Raw genomic sequence first — 19,563 nt, 5'->3', positions numbered from 1 at the left:
TAATTAGCGATTAATAAGGGGCTGTTTTCTGTTAATACGGGTCATGCGGGTAAAAACTATTTATCCGGATCAATCTGATTGAATAACTGCTCTGCATATTGCTGCAGTCTGATCTCCATCATTCTGGCTTCCTCGCAAAAGATACGCAGCTCCTTAATCATCGCCTCTCTGCCCTGCTTGTCAAACGCTTCATGAATCCTAAGCTTAAAGTAATCATGCACGATATAATTGCGCTGCTTCCAGATGGCCTTCAGCTTCACCGACTCTTCGTCCGTAAAAGAAAAATGATGTTGAATTTCGTTCACCAATTGGCCAAGCGAACTGCTGAGCTTCTTGCGAAAGTTCTCGTTAAACTGTTCCGCGCTTTGCATATCTCCCTGCGACACCTTCATTACCATGATCAAATTGGCCAGCTGCTGCTCCAGTGCCTGTGAATAATATACCGCAAGCCCAAAATAGGTGAACAATTCCTTGGAATTCTCATCCCCCGGTACAAAATTCTCTTTCATAGCAACCTTCCCCCACAAAATTTCCTGTTATTGTCTTATTGTATCGCACCTATAACCGCTATACCAGAGCTACGGAAATGGGAAAATGCCAGGATTGACCCATCTGTTCAGCCCCCTGCTTGGACTGCCACTTAGGATTGCGCTGCTTGCTCCTCCAGGCTCTTAAGCCCCTCTGCAATTGCTGTCTTATCAAAGTGCTCGCCAATAAAGACAGCCACATCCGGCACATTTCCCTGCGGATTAATCTTCATAAAGTCTGCTTCCCGATAAGCGTATTGGAACATAAACCGGCTGGAAGTGTCGGAGAAATGCAAAATACCTTTGCCACGGTACACCTCTCTCGGCAATTCCTTAATGAATTTCTCAAAATCAACACTGTTCACTGGACCTGTAAAATAATGCGTATAGACTGTAACATGCTCGTGCGTGTGGTGGGCCGGATGGGACCCGTGATCATGGTGTTCATGATCAGGATGTTTATGATCATCAGCATGCGTATGGACATGATCCCTATCGTCTGCATGTTTGTCTCGCTCAAGACTATGTTCAATGGCTTGACCATCATCTCTACGAAGATGAGCATGCGTATCCGGACCTGCATCAACTTCACTTCGACTCAACAGCAGCTCGATATCCACCTCGCATTTCTCAGCTGTGATCACCTGGGCATAGGGATTGAGCCGCTGCAGCAAAGCTTGGAGTTCACGAAGCACATCGGCAGAGACAAGATCGGCTTTATTCAGAATCAGCCATGATCCACAGCGGATTTGTTCAATCATCAGACGATAGGTTTTCCCTTGCTGCGCTTCATACAAGGCGGCTAAGTGGGCTGCGTCCACCACAGTGATCATCGGAAGGATATCCAGCTTCAGCAGCAAGGATGATTCCGAGACCGCATCGAAAATCTCAATCGGGTTGGCCGCTCCCGTGGCTTCTATAATTACCACATCCGGCTGCTCCCCCTGGATCAACTCATAGAGCTGCATGCTTAGATCGCCACGAATCGTACAGCATATACAGCCGCCCAACATCTCCGCCATCGGTACCTCCGGGCCAATCAGCAGACCGTCCAGATTAACTTCACCAATCTCATTCATAATGACAGCCGGCTTAAGCCCTTCATCTTTCCATTTGGCAATCAAGTGCTGCAGCAGCGTGGTCTTCCCACTGCCCAAAAATCCCGATAATATGTAAATGGGCGTTGCTTTATTCATCTTTTTCATTCCTCGCTCTCTATAAAGAGTTGTTCAAAAAGCGCCTGGCTTCTTCCCACCGAAGCGTTATGATAACACAAACAGCGACCAACGCGCCCTATAAGAACTATTTTCCATGAATGCGAGTTTACACTATGCTATAGAATCACGCAACTTTCTGTGTTTAATACTTAATAAGAAGCTAAGGGAATATGATAAAATAGAAAGATAACATCACGTTAGAGAGGATAATTGATATGATACGATCAGTTGACGAACATCGAAGCCAAGCGCCGTCTCGCAAGAACTGCCTGATTATGACGGTGTCGGATACCCGGGATAAGAGTAATGACTACAGCGGACAATTTATTCAGGACCTGCTTGCAGCGAACGGATATAATGTTGTGGATTATACAATTGTCAAAGACGATTACGATGGAATCCGCCAATTGCTGCGGCAAGCCGCTGCACACCGAACTATCGATGTCGTCCTGCTCAGTGGCGGAACCGGGATCGCTCCAAAAGATATGACCTATGAAGCAGTACGCAGCTTGCTTAACAAAGAAATGCCCGGTTTTGGAGAGCTATTCCGCCATTTAAGCTTTATTGAAGATATCGGCTCTGCCGCTATCCTTAGCCGGGCGATCGCCGGAACGATCAGCAGTATGGCTGTCTTCTCCATCCCAGGCTCCCAGGCCGCTGTTAAGCTGGCGATGGAAAAGATCATTATTCCGGAGTTGCCGCATATTTTGAATGAAATTCATAAGAGATAGGCCTCTGCAAAAGAAATCCCCCTGCTAGGCGATAAACCGCCTGCCAGGGGGATTGTTATTAGTTTACAGCGAATTTTCATTGATCTGTTGTAATACCTGTTGGAAGACATTTTTGAGCTCAGCGCTATACTGGCTTTTCTTCTGCCCGCTTGAAGCATAGATCAAAGCTACCTTGCCCTTCGTCTCGATCACGTAGGCTTCATCCTTGGCCGTACCTGCACCATATACTTCAGATATTTCATTGATCCGATCCTGCTCGCTCGGATACACATTGAAAATCAGAAAATGCCGGGCATCGCCATTGATATAATAATTGTAGCTGATCCCTCCATTCAAGGCTTCCGCATACGTCTCATGGGTCAGTCTGATTCCTCGGCTGGCACACTCTGCCTGAAGCGATTTGAGAAGTGCGCTGTTCAATGTCGTTCCGCTAACCAATTGCCGATCATTTCCCTCTTGATAGCTCTTCATATTGTATCTGTCGAGTTCCTGCTTCACGATCTGCTGCGAACCTGAACCACACCCGCTAAGGAGCAGCACGGCCAGCAGTGTATTCAAGCCCCATGCCAGGCATCTCATCGGAGTAACCCCTTCCTCATCGAAAGCTAGTCAACTGTTGATGATGTTAGCATGGCTCATCTGCGCCCGCTTTATACCAGTTTTTCCCTAAGAGGGTTTCATAAAATTCGCATGGCTGTGAAGCAACTTTGAAAAAATTTTTAGCGTCGAAGCCTGAATTCACCGGGCCAAGTTATTTTTTCTTATCCGATTGTTCGTAAAATATCATATGCTCCTTCTCCGCCCTGTAATATTGTAAACGATCATGCAGGCTACCCGTATGGAATTCAAACATATGACCATCGGGATCGAGGAAATATATCGAGCGTTTGTCCTGCTCATCCCGCTCCCGACCGGGAAGCAATGTTACATCCAATGCGGTCAGCCTGGATATCAGCAGCTCAAAATCGGACTCTTCTATTGTAAAAGCAATGTGAGTATAAGTCCGTTCGGTCGTGTTACGCTCAACCTCCTCTTGATTCAAGGCAATCCATATCCCATTCACATCGAAGTAGGCCAGCTTTCTTCCCTTTACCAATATTCGGGCTTCGAATACCTTTTCATAAAACTCAATCGATCTATCCAGATCCGAGACAGAAAAGCATAAATGATTAATGCCTTGAATTTTCATAACATAACAAACTCCTTCAAGCTCTGAATTCCGTCCATGGGATTCGCCTTCAATCTTTCCACAACTTCGCAACTTGAATGAATCGCGTTCCTTGGAACTCCATTTTATAAATGTCCGGCTTCTTTGTCTCCATAAAGAAATCCCAGCCATACTCCGGATCAAAATAATTCATCATCAGAGTCATAACGTTACCATGTGTACCGATAACGATTTTCCTCCCCCGATGCTGTTCAAGCAAATCAAACAGTACAGGAACAGCTCTCTGCTGACAAGCCTTGCTCGATTCGCCCCCAGGCAGAGCATATTCCGGGTCGGAGAACATATTTTGCATTTCAGTCATAAACTGCTCATCCCCGATCAGATAGCTATCATCGGCAAACTGTCTCTCCCTGAGGTCTTCATAGGTCACGATCGGCAAATTCAGCTTCCCGGCCAACCCCTCCACGGTTAACACCGCTCTCGCATACGGGCTGGAGACGATCATATCGATACCTTCATCCTGCAGCAGCTCTGTCACCCGCCTGCACTTCAGCTCACCATCAGGACTCAATCCTCTTATTCTCTCTTCACCAGCCGTATAAGGCGACTCTGCGTGCCGTACCATATATATCGTCGTTAACATAAGTTGCCTCCTTCCAGCTGATCGCTGTTCATTTAATATTCTAGCTCATCCGTAACATTCTAAGTTGTTCATATCCTCCAAGTTTTTAGCCTCTATCAGAGCGCAACTTTCTATTTGCTATTATCAAAAGTAAACACCAGTTTCTTTCCGTCATCCGAAGTCTCCATAATCTGCTCCAGATACGAATTGGACGCATAATTTCTCAACGTTTTTCTCCAAAAGGCCTGCGCTCTCTTGTTGCTGTCCGTCGGATTCGTCTGCAGTTCCCAAGTGCCGGAATGAAGATGAAAGACCTGTATGGCGGCTGCTTCAGCAACCCCCTGACCACGGAAGGAACGCAAAATGAAAAATTCATTTAAATAAAATTCAGTTCCATGTGGTGTATAAGGCGGTGTCGCTACAAGCGCGAACCCTGCTGGAATATCTTCCACAGTGACGAGATAAGGGATTAGAATCGACGGCTTCTCCCACCAAATATCAAAAACTTTATTCTGATCATGCAGTGTCAACGTATCGTCCGTCTCAAAGACGCCGTATTGGTTCGGTCTCCATCCCCAGATTTCGGACAGATCATGCAGATACAATGGATATAGATTATTAATAATAAATTTCGTATTCTGACCGGTTAAGCTAATAGATACTTTCATGCCTTTATCGCCTCCGCTTCTGAGCTTAGCTTCTAGGATATGTGACTACAAGCCGGAGAATAACTATAGTTGTTCTTTACTGCTGCCCAACGGGTGCTCTTTATAAGAGCTTTAGCCCTAAATAACCATAACCGCAGCCGAAGTCAATCATCTTCACCGGTTGATCGATCCTCCAGACGATTTTTACTAGAAACTCCAGATAATCATCGTTATAGTAAAGACAACGAACGAGTATTGTGCAAATATTCAACCTGACTGTCCCAATAATACTCACACTCATATATCGGCACCTATATTCATTATTGCTACTAAATTCACATATATTGATATTGTGCTAATCCTAGAAACGAGGAGGAGAAACATGAGAGATCGTATGGTGGTGATCATTAGCGGTGCCAACTCCGGGATTGGCAGAGCAGCCGCCTCTAGGTTTGCTTCCGCAGGGTTTCATGTAGTAATGGCCTGTCGCGATTTAAGTGCAAGTCGCAGCGTACAACAGGAGATTATCGAAAAGAGCGGAAACGATAACGTAAGCCTGTTGGAACTGGATCTCGCTTCCTTGTCATCCATCCGTCATTTCTGCTCCACTTTCCGGCAAACCTTTGACCAACTGGATGTATTAATCCATAATGCGGCCTACCTGAAACATGGTGTAAAAACCTATCAACTTAGCCCCGATCAGATTGAGCTTTCCTTCGCCACAAACTTAATTGGCCCCTACTTAATGACAAAGCTATTAATGGAGCCGCTTCGCAAATCATCGGATGCCCGGATCCTTCATGCCTGCAGCACGAACATCAAGCACTTCTTCGATCCCAAGCGAAAAATCGAGTTTGACAATCTTCAAGGCGAATTCAAAGATAAGCGTCCTTATAGCACCTATAAAATGTACGGCGATTCAAAGATGGCGTTATTTATGATGACGAAAAGATTGGCCGAGGAACTTAAACCCGATCACATCCAGGTCAATGCGCTGCAAATTCCTGCTACCCAAATATCCAAACGGACCATAGATAACCTATCACCGATCTGGCGGACTCTCGCAGTACTCCAGAACCTGTTTAATCCCTTACCGGATGAAGTAGCGGAGTGCTATTATCAAATTTGTACGGCCGAGAAATATGCAAATCTGTCCGGGCATCTTTTTAATAAGCAAGGTGAGGTTATTTTGCCAGGTCTAAGCAAGCCTGATCCCCTCACACAAGCCAAGCAAATCTTCGGTTCCACTTATTATCCTGCCTATGCGGATGATCCTGATACCATTCAACAAGTATGGGAGCTATGTACAAAATGGGCCCAGCATTAGGATACAGGTGTGCAGGCCCAAGTCAGACCACCGGGAGATCGGAAGGAAAAACCGATCAACTAGTTCTATGCCAGCAAGTCTTCAGGTAGATACAGATTGTTTTTGAGGATACTGCGTGCTCTTGTTAATATTCCTCTACCCTTGGATAGCTCTGGAGCTATACGGGATAGCAGAATCCATCTCAGGCAAGCCAATGCCTCGAAAAGCTCAAAGTCATCCGCAGCAAACGCCCCCTCATCCATAAATAAGGATTGATAGGTCGAACCGTTACGTTCACCTGCATATACCTTCATTAATAATATCGACCAAGCAGCATCATATCTGGAGTCGCCTAGCTGTATATTGGTCCAGTCGATAATGGAATACTTTCCATTCAAGTACAAAATATTGCCCAAATTATAATCTCCATGAATCATACAGTTCTGACGCATATTCACTTTTGGGACAAGCTGCTCAAGTAAAAGCTTGATATCCTCATGCTTCTCAATAAGCGGAAAGAAATAACGGACAAAATCATATTGAGGAAGCGAAAGCCCTTTCAATTCTGAAATGGGGAAACGATGTATCTCGATCAGATTACGGACAAGCGTCGACAATATCGATTTATTTAGCTTTTGGAGAGGCTGCCCATCATAAGGGGTCAGTAAAACCGGATTCCCTTCCAAATCCAGTCCATAGCCCAACGGCTGTGACACGGCTATCCCTTGAGCAGATAAAATCCGCAAGAGATAATATTGTAAGCCCACATCCGACTTGGATTCCCGGTTCCACACCTTAAGCACAGCATGATTATCAGCTACGCTTATTTTTACGACCTCTGCCTCTAATCCGGAAATCAGGGAGGCCATCGTATAGGCGCTACCGGGAGTCAATAGAGCATCTACAAAAGATCCCCCCTCCTGCCAACGGATCTCACTTATCTCGATCATCACACTTCACATCCTTTTTTATTTCTACAGCCTGGCATGATGATAGAATTCGCCATGAACCTTAAGCGTTCCTACCTTTCTGAATCCGGTCTGCTCTAACAGATTGATCTCCATGACTAATCCTTCAATCTTACTGTCTCGGATGGCGGCTCCATTCCCTCATCGATCATCTCGGTATGCACAATCTCTCCCTGCGAATGATAGGCAAACAGATCAAACTTCTTCCCTTGATTCTCATCCAGCAAAGTGTAAAATAGCTAAATTGCGCATTTACCTCAAAAACCTCAGCCTGCCGGTTCAAGTCCAGTTACATCATCCTTAACTACCATGCTTGAAATTTGGGGATTCAATATGATTCCGTAAACCATTGGAAAAGGTGAGCTGAATTCAGTCCCCCTCCTATGATAACGCAGATTCCGCCGTATATTCGATCAACCAGCAATCCCTTAATTGCCCTTCATGCAGTTCATGCTGCTTGAGCAGCTTCTTCTTGATGAATCCGCACTGTTCATAACAAGCGAGAGCCCTGTCGTTCCAGGCTTGCGGATCCATGACCACTTTATCCGCTTTACGCTGATGGATCAAATAATCCCGCATCGAACGGACCAGCTTCTTACCAATGCCCCTATTCCAATACCTTGGCTCACCAATAAATTGATCCGTTCCGTAGATGCTCCCGTCCGTATCGGTGTACCCGTATTCCCGCCTGGAATCCTTCTCAAGCGGATAGAACTGGATGTAGCCGATCGCTTGGCCTTCATATTCAACAATACATCGCGTCTCGTCATCTTTCAGATAGAACCGTTCCCTAACCATTTTAAGATCATGGGGCCGATCACGTCCCTCATAGTATTGCAGCACTTCCGGATTAGACAGCCAGTCTGCAAGAAGCTGCAGATCCGCCTCTTTAATCGAACGGACTGTGATTTTATCATTTTTATAGATCATTGCTAACCCCCAGTTGTTTCTCATGATCTGGCATTCCGCAGACGTATCATTGAAAAATCCGTAACTGTAGAAGCAAGAATAGCCGCCTTCAAAGGATGAAGATTCGGAGTGAAGCGCAGTTCGATCTCATAAGACAAGAGCCGCTCCAGCAAATCCTGGACGGGTTCGATGCGAAGCGGCCTTACCGTCTCTCTGGAGATATAGTATCCGGCATTCTCATCCATCAGCTCAAATCCGTCATCTGCAAAGCAGTATTTGTATATCCGGGCCTGCTTGATCCGCTCCAGCCAACCGCTCTCCACAGCAATGATTGTATTTGCCGCCGCTTGCGAGAAAAATTTCGCTTGGTCAGCTTCGCTAACCCTTGGGGAATTTGCATATATAATGCGAGGGCATTCTCTGGGAAAAAGGTAATTAATCAAATGCTTCTCGTCCATCGCCCATACGACCGGCGGCAAATCCGGCCAAGCCTCAGCTTTTCTGGGAACAAATACTTCGATATTCCTCTCCTCACTGACATGATAAAGCAAATGATCCCGCTCCTTGCCCAAAAATGAGATTGAAGAAATGCTTGATATAGATCATGGAGGCATCGCTTGCTTTCATACATTCTGGGGCCTAATGAATTTAATCATCGCATAACTCCTTCAGAGATCAGCCACGTTTTGGCTTCTTCAGGGTCCATATAAAATGAAATACTCATCTTCAGCTTTGCTTTCCTAATTCCCCTCTGCAGCCGCCAACGATGAAAGCCCGACAATCCGACAATCGACAACTTATCGATATGACTGCTTAAATAGATAATATTTTGGATAAATGCGCTGCAGACATCCGGAGTAAACGAGGTCTTATCAAAATCAACCCATATTTTCAGACGCCTGTTGATACGTACGATAAATTCTTCTTCTTTCCGCATTAGCTGCAGCAGCGCCTGTTCATCCTTGTATTTGTTCCCATATTTGAGACAGTGAATCTCTCCCCCTTTATAATAATAAGGAAATGTCGAGCCACCCGGAGACTTCATCAATATCACTCCTTCTCTTGGAACGATCGCTTGCAACGCACCTTTATAAACCCATACCTTTTAACATCAACTCATGATCCTTCGATAAAATACATTGAAATCGTTCAACGCCAGGGTATTTTTCTCCTAGACTATGAATTTCGAACCCCACCTTACTGTAAAATCCCACTGCATCCCGATCCGTCTCGGCGATGATTTTAACTGGATGATAGCTTTGCCGATATTCATAGATTAACTTTGTACCTAATCCATGCCTGCGGTATTGGGGGTTAATGGCGATATGCTTCAGCTCCACCACCTCTTCGGAACATGGAACAATGCCTATCAATCCAACGAGCCGCTGATGAATCACAGCACCATACAGTCCTCTGCTATCATCCATTAAATAACGATCGAGTTCTCGAGATATTCGTTCGTCATCCGGCCACATACATTCAGCCAATAATGACCTCAACTCGTTACGATCACGATATGTTTTTAAATTTAACAAAACCTTCACCTACATGATTTTAACTCGATCTGATAGGGTTCTGATTGGAGGTTTATCCTATCGTTTTTCCCGCTGCCGGTAAGGTGGAACTCAGCCTGGGCTACAATCGAATATATGCCAGGCCGCTCAAGCATGATTTCATTTAATTTCGTGCTGATATGTCCACCTCCATCATAGCTGTACTTGCTGTTTGGCTCAAGGAGGACTCCGATGCCAATGTCATTTATCGTATATGTTCCCCTGTCGATCGGTACTTCGACGCCATCAGGCGTATAGATAACATACGTAAACATCGCCGCCCCATGCAAAATCTCTACCTTTTTATCACTATGATTGCATAGCAAACCTTCAACCTCAAACGGCTCATTCGCTTGTAAATCCGATGGAATAACCATCTCCACGCTGAACATAGACTCAACCTTATCCGGATTACGCTGCTGTACGTAGGGAGGGGCCGTTGAGCCTGTGGGGTTAACGGAATTTGACGATAAGTTCTTCGCGCTGCCACATCCCGAAAGAATCACTCCTGCAACTACAAATACTAGCAATAAACGGAGATTGTTCTTTCCCATCTTCCCCCTCCTTAAGCTAGAGATCTCTTCTATTCTTCTCGGCAATGTAAATGTCCAGAGCCTTGATTCCCCGATGCGTCAGCTTAATGGACAGGATAAGGCAATAAACACCTAACACCGCGATCAAAACAAAAAATACGATTATAAAAATAGGGAGTATCCATCCCAAAATCGTTGTAGAAGTATCCATCATACTCCCCCCTCTTTCAATCCAAATATGGTCGTCACTCGATTTGATTTTCAATATTGTACCATATTTTCCTGTACACCTCTGTGTATTCAGTTCTAAGGAAACACGGTATCGCTATTGGGACGAAAATAGGCTTAATCTATATTTAACGAAACTGGGTATCGCTATTGGACATAAAATAGCCTAAACGGCTTATTTTTGCCCAAATAACGATATGGTGTTTCGTTAAACTCTAGTTCGCCCTGTTTTGACCCATATAACGCTTCCCAGTTTCATTAGCGGACAAACCACTGCATTCCAAGTTCGATTTCATATACTCTCTCAGAGGCCGATTGGTTAGGGCCCCAATTCAAGCATCTGCACGTCTGCCTGTGTATGGTGGCGACGGCGGGTGGTGTGGGATTCGGAGTATAGGCCATATGATAAGCGGGATGGAGGTCAGGAGCAAGGTGCGTACGGTGGGTGGTAGGGAAGCCGGAGTATAAGTATGGTGGATGACATGGAGTCTGGAGCAGGGTGTGTATGGTGAAATGGTGTGGGATTGGGAGCATGGGGTATTCGCTGGGCGGTATGGGGCCAAGAGTATGGTGCGTACAATGTGTAGTATGAAAACCCAAACCTGGTAGCGTATATGGTGAGGGGTATGAATCAGAGCATAGAGCGTACGGTGGGCGGTATGGAATTCGGAGCATACTTTTGGATGGCAGTCGGCCATACACATACACGCAAAAAAAGAACGCACCGCTGCTTTAGCGATGCGTTCCTACTATAATGTAATGCTTCTAGTTCATGTATACGGCCTTGCCAGTACGTGCCGATTCGTAAATCGCCTCAAGGATCTCCGAGACTACACAGGCCTGTTCCGGCGTAACGACCGGCTCAAGATCCTGATCGATCGCTTCAATCCACTTTCTCATTTCAACGTCGGAGGCATTTTCGGCTTTGCCGTCATAGAAAGCTACCCCGCCGGAGCTAAGTTCGATCTCATTGGTGTACAGGCGGCTATATTTCTCTCCATTAATGCGCAAACCGCCCTTCATATCCGCGCCGGCTTCCGTTCCGCTGAGGCTGCATTTTGCTTCATCCACTTCAAGCGAGTTGAGCGCCCAGCTGGATTCGAGCATGACCGTAGCGCCGTTCTCCATCACGATCATCCCAAATGCCGAATCCTCAACCGTAAATTTCTCAGGGTCCCAAGGTCCCCAAGCATTTGCCGCATTCTCACGCTTGGCAAGTTCATGATATTTTGTGCCGAGAACGACCTTTGGCTTGTAATTGTCCATCATCCACAACGTCAAATCAAGCGCGTGGGTGCCGATATCGATCAATGGGCCTCCGCCCTGCTTCTCTTCGTCCAGGAATACGCCCCAAGTGGGTACCGCTCTTCTGCGAATCGCGTGTGCCTTGGCAAAATAAATATCCCCAAGCTCTCCTTCCTCGCACAGCTTCTTCATATACCAGCTGTCTGCCCGGAAGCGGTTGTTGTAGCCAATCGTCAGCTTCTTTCCGCTGCGCTTCGCGGCTTCAACCATTCTTCTTGCATCGGCCGCAGTCTTCGCCATCGGCTTCTCGCACATCACATGATGACCGCTATCCAGAGCTGCGATGGAAATCTCAGCATGAGCGTCATTTGGGGTCAGAACATGAACGATGTCCAGCTGCTCTTCAGCCAGCATCTTTTTATAATCTGCATAAACCTTCGCTTCTGCTGTCCCGAATTTGGCCGCAGCTTCCTCCGCCCGCTCAGGAATAATATCGCAGAAAGCGACCATTTCCACATTCTCCAGCTTGCTCAGGCTAGGCATATGCTTGCCGTTGGCGATACCGCCACAACCTACGATTCCAATCCGATATACTTTACTCATATATACTCACCCTATTCTTAGTTAATAGCTTGCTTCCACTTGCGATAAGCTGCGGGAGTCATGCCGAAGCGCCTGCGGAATACGGAATGCAGATAGGTCGCATTCGAGAAGCCCTCGGTCTGGGCGACCTGCTCTATCGGCATGCTGCTCTCCTCCAGTCTGCGGCACACAGCTCGCAGTCTAATGTCTTCAACTATTTTACTAAATGGACGGCTCTCATCCATGCTTCTGAACACCCTCTGCAATTGCCGGGCACTAATATTCAGCTTCTCGGCTACATTGTCCAAGGTCAAATTGTTCGTATAGTTTGCTTCAATATACTGGATAGCATAATGATAGCGATGCTCCAGCATATCGCGGATCGGCGCCTCGGCTCCGGTATCGCCCGAGTCCCAAGCCCGGGCTGCCTTCAGCAGAATGCTGATCACAGACTGCTTAATCGATGTGTAGAACCCCCGATACTTCCTATCGGCCGCTTCATAGGCCTCAAGGAAGCATTGCATCGCATTATGCGTATCCAACGTCGGCTTGAGCGGAAAATGGCGCAGCTTCTCGATGCATTCCTCCGCTTCAGCCGCCTCCCATGGGTCCACGTCATTCTTAAATCTGGGGACAATATCGACATGGAGGCATAATTCATCCATCGCCTCTTCCGGCGATGCCTCCTGATAGTGCATTACGCCGGGCCCCGTTAAATAGAACATGCCTTCAGCCAAGGTGAAAGGGGTATCCTCCAGAATAACTGCCCCCTTGCCCCTGGGGATGAAATGGAATTCAAACTCAGCGTGATTGTGAAAGTCAACAAATCTCCCGGCATCAAACGACGTTAAATGAAATCGGAGAACACGAATTTCATAATGCCCCCAAGAGACGATGATCTCCAATCTCTCCATCATGTCCTTCTTCCCGAACATGACTTCATACGGAAATGAATTCACCAGCCTGGGCTCCATCTTACTCGCCTAGCTGCACGGGCTGCACTACACGGCCTTCCTTCGCCGAGCGATTTGCTGCCTCCATCAATCTGGTCAACTCCAGAGCTATGCTGACATTCTCATCAGCCTGGGTATCCTTCTGAATATGCTGCACCCACTGCTCAAACGCGCTCTCGCGACGGTTTCCGGTGGACCGTTCTTGCCAAGCTTCCCCAAGCTGTTCACGGTTGCTTCTGATCAACAGCGTCTCATCCGGCGTTCCATACATCAGCGTCCCTTCTGTGCCATGAACCTCGATCGAAAATGGAGAATGGCTATTTACAAACCCCGCCTCAACGATACCGATCGCTCCCGATGCTGTGTACAGGCTAACAGCGGCGTTATCCTCCACTTCTTTGCCTGTAATATAGCCGAAGTTCGCGCTTACGCCAGTAATCTCCTGGCCCAGGAACAGGCGCGTCAAATACATCGGATGACAGCCGAGATCGATTAACGCTCCGCCAGCACATTGCTGCAAATTATAGAAGTGCTCCGGCAACCAGCCGGCTATAGCGCCGTTATGAGATAGACGAACACGCACATAAGTGATCTGACCTAACAAGCCCTGCTTCAAAATATCCTGAATAGCCAGCGTATAACCATCATTCAAGCGAGGCAGTGAAACCGTCAGCTTCACTTCATTACGCTTGATCTCTTTCAAAATTCGTTCCGCTTCCTCAACAGTCGGAGCCAGCACTTTCTCAGTGAAAATATGCTTGCCCGCATTTGCAGCAGCGGTAATGATGTCTTCATGTCTATCGGTTGGAGCATCTACAATGACTGCATCGATGTCCGGGTTGGCCAACATCTCATCAAGCTTCGCATAATAGGGAACCCCTAGTTGTTCAGCCGCTTCCCGGCCGCGCACCTCATTGTCATCCCAAACTGCTGTGATTGCTGTGTCTGGGTGCTCCTGGGCTTGACGTGTGTAATCCCAAGCATGGACATGCCAGTAACTAACCTTGCCTATTCGAATCGTCATCTATTCCAGCCTCCCAAGTATATATAATTTCCTGACATCTAGTTATTAAGTTACCACAATAAATCGTTGTTTTTTAGTCAAAGTATACGACAATTATATATAATATAACGACAAAGGTACAACTATATCCTAACAACGCTGCACGGTATAAAAAACAGATCAGAGGGACTTTTCCCCTGATCTGTTAGCTTCACTTGCTTCTAGAGGTTGTTCAAAAAATCTACTTCAAATTACGGAGTGAATCAGGAAGCAAGCTCGACATCGAATCTTGGATTCAGCCGGCCTTCCGCTGCTCTCGCACCCAAAACGTACACTCCGCTCCTCATGCCCTGGATTCATCCAACCTTCTTGCAGTAAACTAGCCTTTTTGAACGCTCATTTCTATCCCTGCTATATTATCTAACCCTGAAGCCCTTAATTACTTTATAAGATTAATAACCTGTCTTCCCACGGCCTGTCCGGCGAGAACGGTCGTCAATGCCTCTGATACCCGCTCAAGCGGAAGTTCAGTGATCCCATTAGCGAGCGCCGTCTCCGGCTTCCACTCAGCAGCTAGCTGCTGCCACAATTTTGAGCGCAGCGGCATCGGACATAACACCGAATCGATACCAAGCAGATTCACCCCGCGCAGGATGAACGGGAATACCGTAGTATCAATTTTATTACCTCCAGTTAAGCCGGAGATGGCAACCGAACCGCCGTATTTGATCTTCTTTAGTACTTCACCTGTCACCGCGCCACCCACAGGATCAACGACAGCAGCCCATTGCTCTTTGGACAGCGGCCCTTTCCCGCCAGCCGTGGCTTCCTCACGGCTAATGACCTCAGCGGCGCCTAGCGCACGCAATTTCTCACGGGCCTGTGCTTTTCCTGTGACGGCAATAACATGGTAACCAAGCTTGCCTAGAATGGATACCGCCATGCTTCCAACGCCCCCGGAAGAGCCAAGCACTACAACCGGCCCCCAGTCAGGCGAGAGCCCGTTCGCAATCAACCGCTCGACCGATAAGGCCGCTGTGAAGCCAGCCGTCCCAATAGCCATCGTCTCCATGGGGGTCAACCCCTCAGGCATCTTTACCAGCCAATCCCCAGGTATACGGGCGATATCCGCCAATCCTCCGTCCTGGCTCACACCAAGTCCGTAACCGGTGCACAGCACAAGGTCGCCGGGCTGATAACGGCTGTCGCTCGACTCCAGCACTTCACCAGCCAGATCGATTCCCGGAGTGATCGGGTAGCTTCGTACTATTTTCCCATCCGGAATGCTGGCCAGTCCATCCTTATAATTGACACTCGAATAGTGAACCCGAATCGTTACGTCCCCATCCGGAAGGTCCGCAATCCGGATCGTCTCTATCCCCGTCCGAAATCCCCGTTCGTCCTGATTCACTCGAAAAGCTCTATAGGCTTGCTCCATCTTATACTCCTCCTTAGATCTATCTTGGTAAAGGCCATCTATCAGTCGTAATCATTTATTTCTATTTTACAACAATAAAAGCTGGAGATTGAAATCTACCCACTCATTGTGGCATATTTCAATCTCCAGCTCCATGCTTTACTTCATATTAACTATAGAATAATTCCCGTTGCTACAGGAGAGGATTCTCATGCTTCGCCTTCAGAATCTGCCAGCGACGATCCACTTCCTGTTCGAATCCAGCTAACGCTTCGGCATTTTCAGGCTTAAGCAGGTGGCGCGTCTTGCCCATCGTCTTCAGCCAATCCGTAAGCGGAACCCGTTTGTTCTTCTCCTCAGGATCATAAGTTATCGTTGTCTGTCCATGCTCGACCTCATACAACGGGAAGAAGCAGGAGTTTACCGCAGCATCTACGATGTTGGTACCTTCATCATCCGGGGAGATCCAGTTCAACGGGCAGGCGATTAGAATCTTGCCATAGACGAGCCCTTCATTTTGTGCATACCACTGTGCTTTGGCAGCCTTCTTCACCAGATCCTGCGGGTACGCTTCACTGCCGGTAAATACATAAGGGATATTCGTCGCCGCCATAATTTGCGCCGTATCTTTATGATGGAATACCTTCCCCTTCTGCACCGAACCGATATTCGAAGTCGAAGTACGATGTCCGAGCGGTGTCGAGTAGGAGAGCTGGGCACCTGTATTCATATAACCTTCATTATCATATTCGACAATGATCATGCGATGTCCGCGCAATGCTGCGCCAATCGCCGGCCCCATGCCGATATCCATCCCGCCGTCGCCAGTAACCATCACGAAGGTGAAATCATCCTGCAGTCCAAATTCATCCAGCTCGCCTCTGCGCTTGCGCTCCCAGAACATCTCAACTACGCCGGATAGCGTCGCTGCCCCGTTCTGGAACAGATTGTGGATGTAGGTAGCCTTATGCGACGAATACGGGTAGCCCGTGGTGACCACCATCGCACAGCCTGTATGGAACAACGCTACGATATCGCCCTCAATCCCTTTGAAGAACAACTCCAGGCCCGAGAATATACCGCAGCCGGGACAAGCGCCATGCCCAGGGGCAATCCGTTTCGGCTTCTTCGTCAAGGCACGCAGCGGTGGAATCCGTACGCCAAGCTTACCGGTCTCTTCGTTCACTTTTACCTGAATCAGACCGGTCTTCAAATCCTCGAATTTCATCGGCTTCAATACGCGTTGGGGCTCTTTGCTCTTATCCCCAGGGGTATGTCCGTAGTAATCAAATGGAACTTCCACTTTATTATGCTTAGCCGCTTCAATCGCCAGTTCGAACAGCTTATGTCCGTCTTCAGCATAGAACTCTTTGCCGCCAAGGCCGTAAATACGACTGATCACTTTCGTTGAGTGATTGCCGTAAGTAAACAAAGCCGCCTTGATCTCATTCACCATATTACCGCCATGGGCACCAAAGGAATCAGCGCGGTCGCCAACCGTAATTGCCTTGACATTCTTGAGCGCTTCAGCAATTTGCCTCTGCGGGAACGGACGAATCATATTCGGTGCGATGGAACCCGCCTTGATGCCTTGTGCCCGCAGCTCGTCAACGACGTCCTTAATGATCTCGGAAGCTGAATTCATGAGGAATACAGCTACCTCGGCATCCTCCATCCGGTACGTATCAAGCATTTGGTATTTGCGGCCGGTAAGCTCCGCATATTCGCCAGCGATTCTCTCAAACACTTTCTCGGCGTTATACATCGCTTCCGATTGCTGGTATTTGTTATTGATATAATCCGGTTCATTCATGTAAGGCCCAACCGTAATCGGATGGTTGCGGTCCAGCGTGTCCGGGAAGCCTGCCGGTGGACGCTCACCTACAAAGTTCAATACATCCTTACTATGTGCGAAGGTGCGAACCCGCCGTTTTTGGTGGGACGTGAAATAGCCGTCCGAAGCAACCAGAACAGGCAATCTGACCTCCGGATCCTCGGCAAGCTTAAGCGCCAGAATATTCATATCATAGACAGCCTGCGGATCGCGGCACATCAGAATAGGCCAGCCTGTGTTCAAGGCAAAATACAAATCCGAATGGTCGCCATGAATATCGAGCGGGCCGGATATAGAACGGCAGACCAAGTTCATGACCATCGGGAAGCGGGTGCCGGATTGCACGTTCATTTGCTCCAGCATATACATATAACCGTTCGCACTCGTAGCATTAAAGACACGACCGCCTGCCGTGGATGCGCCATAGCAGATACCGGCCGAGCTATGCTCGCCATCTGATGGGATCAGCTTGATATCATGCTGTCCGTTCGCCTTCATCAAATCCAGAAATTGAGCCACTTCTGTCGATGGAGAGATTGGAAAATACCCCATGATATGATAATTAATCTGATGGGCGGCATACGCTGCCATCTCATTGCCGGATTCATAGACAATCCGTTCTTCCACCTTGGCTAATCTCTGTTCCTTCTCCATATTGATTGCCATCAATGTTACCGCCTTTCTGTTTCAGATTTATTGAATGGCCAGGTCGAATAAATGCGGAACGCGATGCTCCTCTGCATAACCTTCTTCTTCACGAGCTTTGGAGAGTGCGTCTGTAGGACAAGCATGAATACATTTCAGGCAGCCTTTGCAATATTGATAGTCGATACCCTTCAGGAACATCTGGGGTCTGCCCTTCTTATCCGGGAGTTCTTCCCAGACGAAGCAATTATCAGGACATACATTATCGCACTGGGCGCAATGAATACAGGAAGCCGCCTCGAAATGGGGCATCATCCCTGAACGGGAAATGCTCAAGTCCTTCAAAATACTATTGCCCGGATTTGAGATAATACCTCCGATAGGTTGCGTCTCGTAGCCAAGCACCGGCGTGTCCATCCGTACAAATTCCGGCATGCTTGCTCCTTCCGGAAGATCGAACGTCTCGAACGTTACCTCCTGATAGCCTCGCTCAAAAGTAGCCAAAGCCGGTGCAACCGTCTGCGGATACTTCTTCTCCAGCGACTTGCGGATAACATCCTTCATCGTCTGCGGATCAAGGAATGGACAAAGTCTGAACATAGCCCCCAGCATGGCCATATTTACGCGGTTTTTCTCTTCGAGCGCGATGCCCGTAGCATCAACCACTGCGATCGTTCCGCCGATTAATTTCATTTTCTCTTTTAGCTCTTTGGGTGTTTTCGTTGAATTCACGAGGACCGTGCTATCTTCATATATACCGCTAATTACATTTACGGTTTTGGCCAGCGCCTCCTGAAAAATTCCGACAATATGCGGACGCTCTACCGGTGAGGTATCACGGATCGGAGTATCCAGATCACAGAAGCGGATATGCGCCTTAACCGCCGATCCCTTCTTCTCCGAACCATAAGACGAGAAGCTGACTCCGTTGAAGCCCGCTCCTTCTACGCCAGCCTCCGCCAGCATTTTGCCAGCCAGATTAGCGCCTAATCCCCCAATGGATTCCAGACGAATCTCAAAAAATCCAAGCTTGTTCTTTTTCGGTAACTGTGCCACGTCATAGCTCCCTTCTTCGCAAATGCGAGATCATAACGACGTTAATCAGTAATTAATTTGATAAAAAATAGACCTTACTTAATTTTTCAATCTATCATAGAAGCAGTGTGACGAATGTAACAAATGTCATATGGACAATCTCATTTAGAGCTTTTTACTTGGATTGTCACAAAATTTAAGTATTGTCGAATTTCGTCACTGTTTGTGTCTAAAATTAAGGCCTCAAAAAGGCCCGTTTTCAGTAACGAAGTCCCGCAGTACTGCAGCACCGAAACACCAAATTGATGCTTCGGACCTGCGTCTTTTTGCATTCAGTTGGATGAAGCTAGAGCCGGAAGCGAGGAGCTCCACGTTTTCGCAGAAAACGACTTCGGAAACTATCCTTGTTGGGGTACAGGAGCAGCTAATCTCTAAAAAAA

Annotated in this window: 22 protein-coding genes and 1 pseudogene; 3 read left to right on the top strand and 20 right to left on the bottom strand. The window is 47.5% G+C overall.

All coding sequences use genetic code 11. The features are described from left to right. Positions 1 to 56: 56 nt before the first annotated feature. Both BN1360_RS15795 and BN1360_RS15790 read right to left on the bottom strand, forming a co-directional pair. On the bottom strand, positions 57 to 509 hold the full coding sequence (locus BN1360_RS15795) for a hypothetical protein (RefSeq protein ID WP_068780813.1): 453 nt from the start codon (positions 507 to 509) through the stop codon (positions 57 to 59). A 131-nt stretch (positions 510 to 640) separates the two neighbouring features. After that, positions 641 to 1,723 carry a CobW family GTP-binding protein gene (locus BN1360_RS15790; protein ID WP_068780956.1) on the bottom strand — a complete coding sequence of 361 codons (1,083 nt, stop codon included), beginning with the start codon at positions 1,721 to 1,723 and terminating at the stop codon, positions 641 to 643. A gap of 236 nt (positions 1,724 to 1,959) precedes the next feature. Between BN1360_RS15790 and BN1360_RS15785 the strand changes: the two genes are divergently transcribed. Then, a complete protein-coding gene (locus BN1360_RS15785; protein ID WP_068780812.1) occupies positions 1,960 to 2,475 on the top strand; it encodes a MogA/MoaB family molybdenum cofactor biosynthesis protein in 516 nt (171 codons plus the stop codon). 63 nt (positions 2,476 to 2,538) lie between these two features. On the opposite strand, the gene BN1360_RS15780 is transcribed toward BN1360_RS15785, so the two are convergent. From BN1360_RS15780 to BN1360_RS15760, 5 genes and pseudogenes are all read right to left on the bottom strand, one after another. Then, positions 2,539 to 3,054, bottom strand: a complete 516-nt coding sequence (locus BN1360_RS15780; protein WP_068780811.1) for a hypothetical protein — start codon at positions 3,052 to 3,054, stop codon at positions 2,539 to 2,541. 172 nt (positions 3,055 to 3,226) lie between these two features. Continuing rightward, on the bottom strand, positions 3,227 to 3,664 hold the full coding sequence (gene fosB / locus BN1360_RS15775; RefSeq protein WP_068780810.1) for a metallothiol transferase FosB: 438 nt from the start codon (positions 3,662 to 3,664) through the stop codon (positions 3,227 to 3,229). 49 nt (positions 3,665 to 3,713) lie between these two features. After that, entirely contained in the window at positions 3,714 to 4,286 is a 573-nt protein-coding gene (locus BN1360_RS15770; RefSeq protein ID WP_068780809.1) for a histidine phosphatase family protein, read from the bottom strand. Positions 4,287 to 4,396: 110 nt separating this feature from the next. Further along, positions 4,397 to 4,933, bottom strand: coding sequence for a GNAT family N-acetyltransferase (locus tag BN1360_RS15765; protein WP_068780808.1), 537 nt, complete (start codon positions 4,931 to 4,933; stop codon positions 4,397 to 4,399). A gap of 103 nt (positions 4,934 to 5,036) precedes the next feature. Beyond that, positions 5,037 to 5,217: pseudogene (locus BN1360_RS15760) on the bottom strand (methyltransferase); the annotation flags it as partial. Between the two features lie 77 nt (positions 5,218 to 5,294). Between BN1360_RS15760 and BN1360_RS15755 the strand changes: the two are divergent. Further along, complete coding sequence (locus BN1360_RS15755; protein WP_068780807.1) at positions 5,295 to 6,239, top strand: SDR family NAD(P)-dependent oxidoreductase; 945 nt, start codon at positions 5,295 to 5,297, stop codon at positions 6,237 to 6,239. A 65-nt stretch (positions 6,240 to 6,304) separates the two neighbouring features. Here the strand turns inward: BN1360_RS15755 and BN1360_RS15750 are convergent, their stop codons facing one another. The 7 genes from BN1360_RS15750 to BN1360_RS15725 all read right to left on the bottom strand — a co-directional run bounded on the left by BN1360_RS15750 (position 6,305) and on the right by BN1360_RS15725 (position 10,202). Beyond that, entirely contained in the window at positions 6,305 to 7,168 is an 864-nt protein-coding gene (locus BN1360_RS15750; protein WP_069188359.1) for a phosphotransferase family protein, read from the bottom strand. A gap of 116 nt (positions 7,169 to 7,284) precedes the next feature. Continuing rightward, the gene (locus tag BN1360_RS26240) at positions 7,285 to 7,413 is read right to left on the bottom strand and encodes a hypothetical protein (protein ID WP_267490889.1); all 129 of its coding nucleotides are present in this window, start codon (positions 7,411 to 7,413) and stop codon (positions 7,285 to 7,287) included. Between the two features lie 154 nt (positions 7,414 to 7,567). Further along, on the bottom strand, positions 7,568 to 8,140 hold the full coding sequence (locus BN1360_RS15745; protein WP_229521017.1) for a GNAT family N-acetyltransferase: 573 nt from the start codon (positions 8,138 to 8,140) through the stop codon (positions 7,568 to 7,570). After that, on the bottom strand, positions 8,137 to 8,646 hold the full coding sequence (locus BN1360_RS15740; RefSeq protein WP_068780805.1) for a DUF6886 family protein: 510 nt from the start codon (positions 8,644 to 8,646) through the stop codon (positions 8,137 to 8,139). Before BN1360_RS15740 ends, BN1360_RS15745 begins: the two co-directional genes overlap by 4 nt. 101 nt (positions 8,647 to 8,747) lie before the next feature. Further along, a complete protein-coding gene (locus tag BN1360_RS15735; RefSeq protein ID WP_068780804.1) occupies positions 8,748 to 9,140 on the bottom strand; it encodes a hypothetical protein in 393 nt (130 codons plus the stop codon). 43 nt (positions 9,141 to 9,183) lie between these two features. Beyond that, complete coding sequence (locus tag BN1360_RS15730; RefSeq protein WP_069188358.1) at positions 9,184 to 9,639, bottom strand: GNAT family N-acetyltransferase; 456 nt, start codon at positions 9,637 to 9,639, stop codon at positions 9,184 to 9,186. Then, a complete protein-coding gene (locus tag BN1360_RS15725; protein ID WP_068780802.1) occupies positions 9,636 to 10,202 on the bottom strand; it encodes a hypothetical protein in 567 nt (188 codons plus the stop codon). The genes BN1360_RS15730 and BN1360_RS15725 overlap by 4 nt, the downstream gene beginning before the upstream one ends. Before the next feature lie 684 nt (positions 10,203 to 10,886). On the opposite strand from BN1360_RS15725, the gene BN1360_RS26235 reads away from it, so the two are divergent. Next, positions 10,887 to 11,018 carry a hypothetical protein gene (locus BN1360_RS26235; RefSeq protein WP_267490888.1) on the top strand — a complete coding sequence of 44 codons (132 nt, stop codon included), beginning with the start codon at positions 10,887 to 10,889 and terminating at the stop codon, positions 11,016 to 11,018. Positions 11,019 to 11,174: 156 nt separating this feature from the next. On the opposite strand, the gene BN1360_RS15720 is transcribed toward BN1360_RS26235, so the two are convergent. The 6 genes from BN1360_RS15720 to BN1360_RS15695 form a co-directional block, all read right to left on the bottom strand. Next, positions 11,175 to 12,257 (bottom strand): Gfo/Idh/MocA family protein, encoded by a 1,083-nt coding sequence (locus tag BN1360_RS15720; RefSeq protein ID WP_068780801.1) that lies wholly within the window; start codon positions 12,255 to 12,257, stop codon positions 11,175 to 11,177. Positions 12,258 to 12,274: 17 nt separating this feature from the next. Beyond that, entirely contained in the window at positions 12,275 to 13,195 is a 921-nt protein-coding gene (locus BN1360_RS15715; protein ID WP_324254272.1) for a helix-turn-helix domain-containing protein, read from the bottom strand. 16 nt (positions 13,196 to 13,211) lie between these two features. Beyond that, complete coding sequence (locus BN1360_RS15710) at positions 13,212 to 14,213, bottom strand: Gfo/Idh/MocA family protein (RefSeq protein WP_068780800.1); 1,002 nt, start codon at positions 14,211 to 14,213, stop codon at positions 13,212 to 13,214. 418 nt (positions 14,214 to 14,631) lie between these two features. Further along, complete coding sequence (locus BN1360_RS15705) at positions 14,632 to 15,630, bottom strand: acrylyl-CoA reductase family protein (protein WP_068780799.1); 999 nt, start codon at positions 15,628 to 15,630, stop codon at positions 14,632 to 14,634. A gap of 172 nt (positions 15,631 to 15,802) precedes the next feature. Then, on the bottom strand, positions 15,803 to 18,109 hold the full coding sequence (locus BN1360_RS15700; protein ID WP_068780798.1) for a thiamine pyrophosphate-dependent enzyme: 2,307 nt from the start codon (positions 18,107 to 18,109) through the stop codon (positions 15,803 to 15,805). 27 nt (positions 18,110 to 18,136) lie between these two features. Further along, entirely contained in the window at positions 18,137 to 19,144 is a 1,008-nt protein-coding gene (locus BN1360_RS15695; protein ID WP_068780797.1) for a 2-oxoacid:acceptor oxidoreductase family protein, read from the bottom strand. Positions 19,145 to 19,563: the final 419 nt, after the last annotated feature.

Source organism: Paenibacillus sp. GM2 (assembly GCF_900069005.2).
GTDB lineage: Bacteria > Bacillota > Bacilli > Paenibacillales > Paenibacillaceae > Fontibacillus.
The sequence above is the reverse complement of the archived record's forward strand: the minus strand, read 5'-3'. Positions and strand labels throughout refer to the sequence as shown.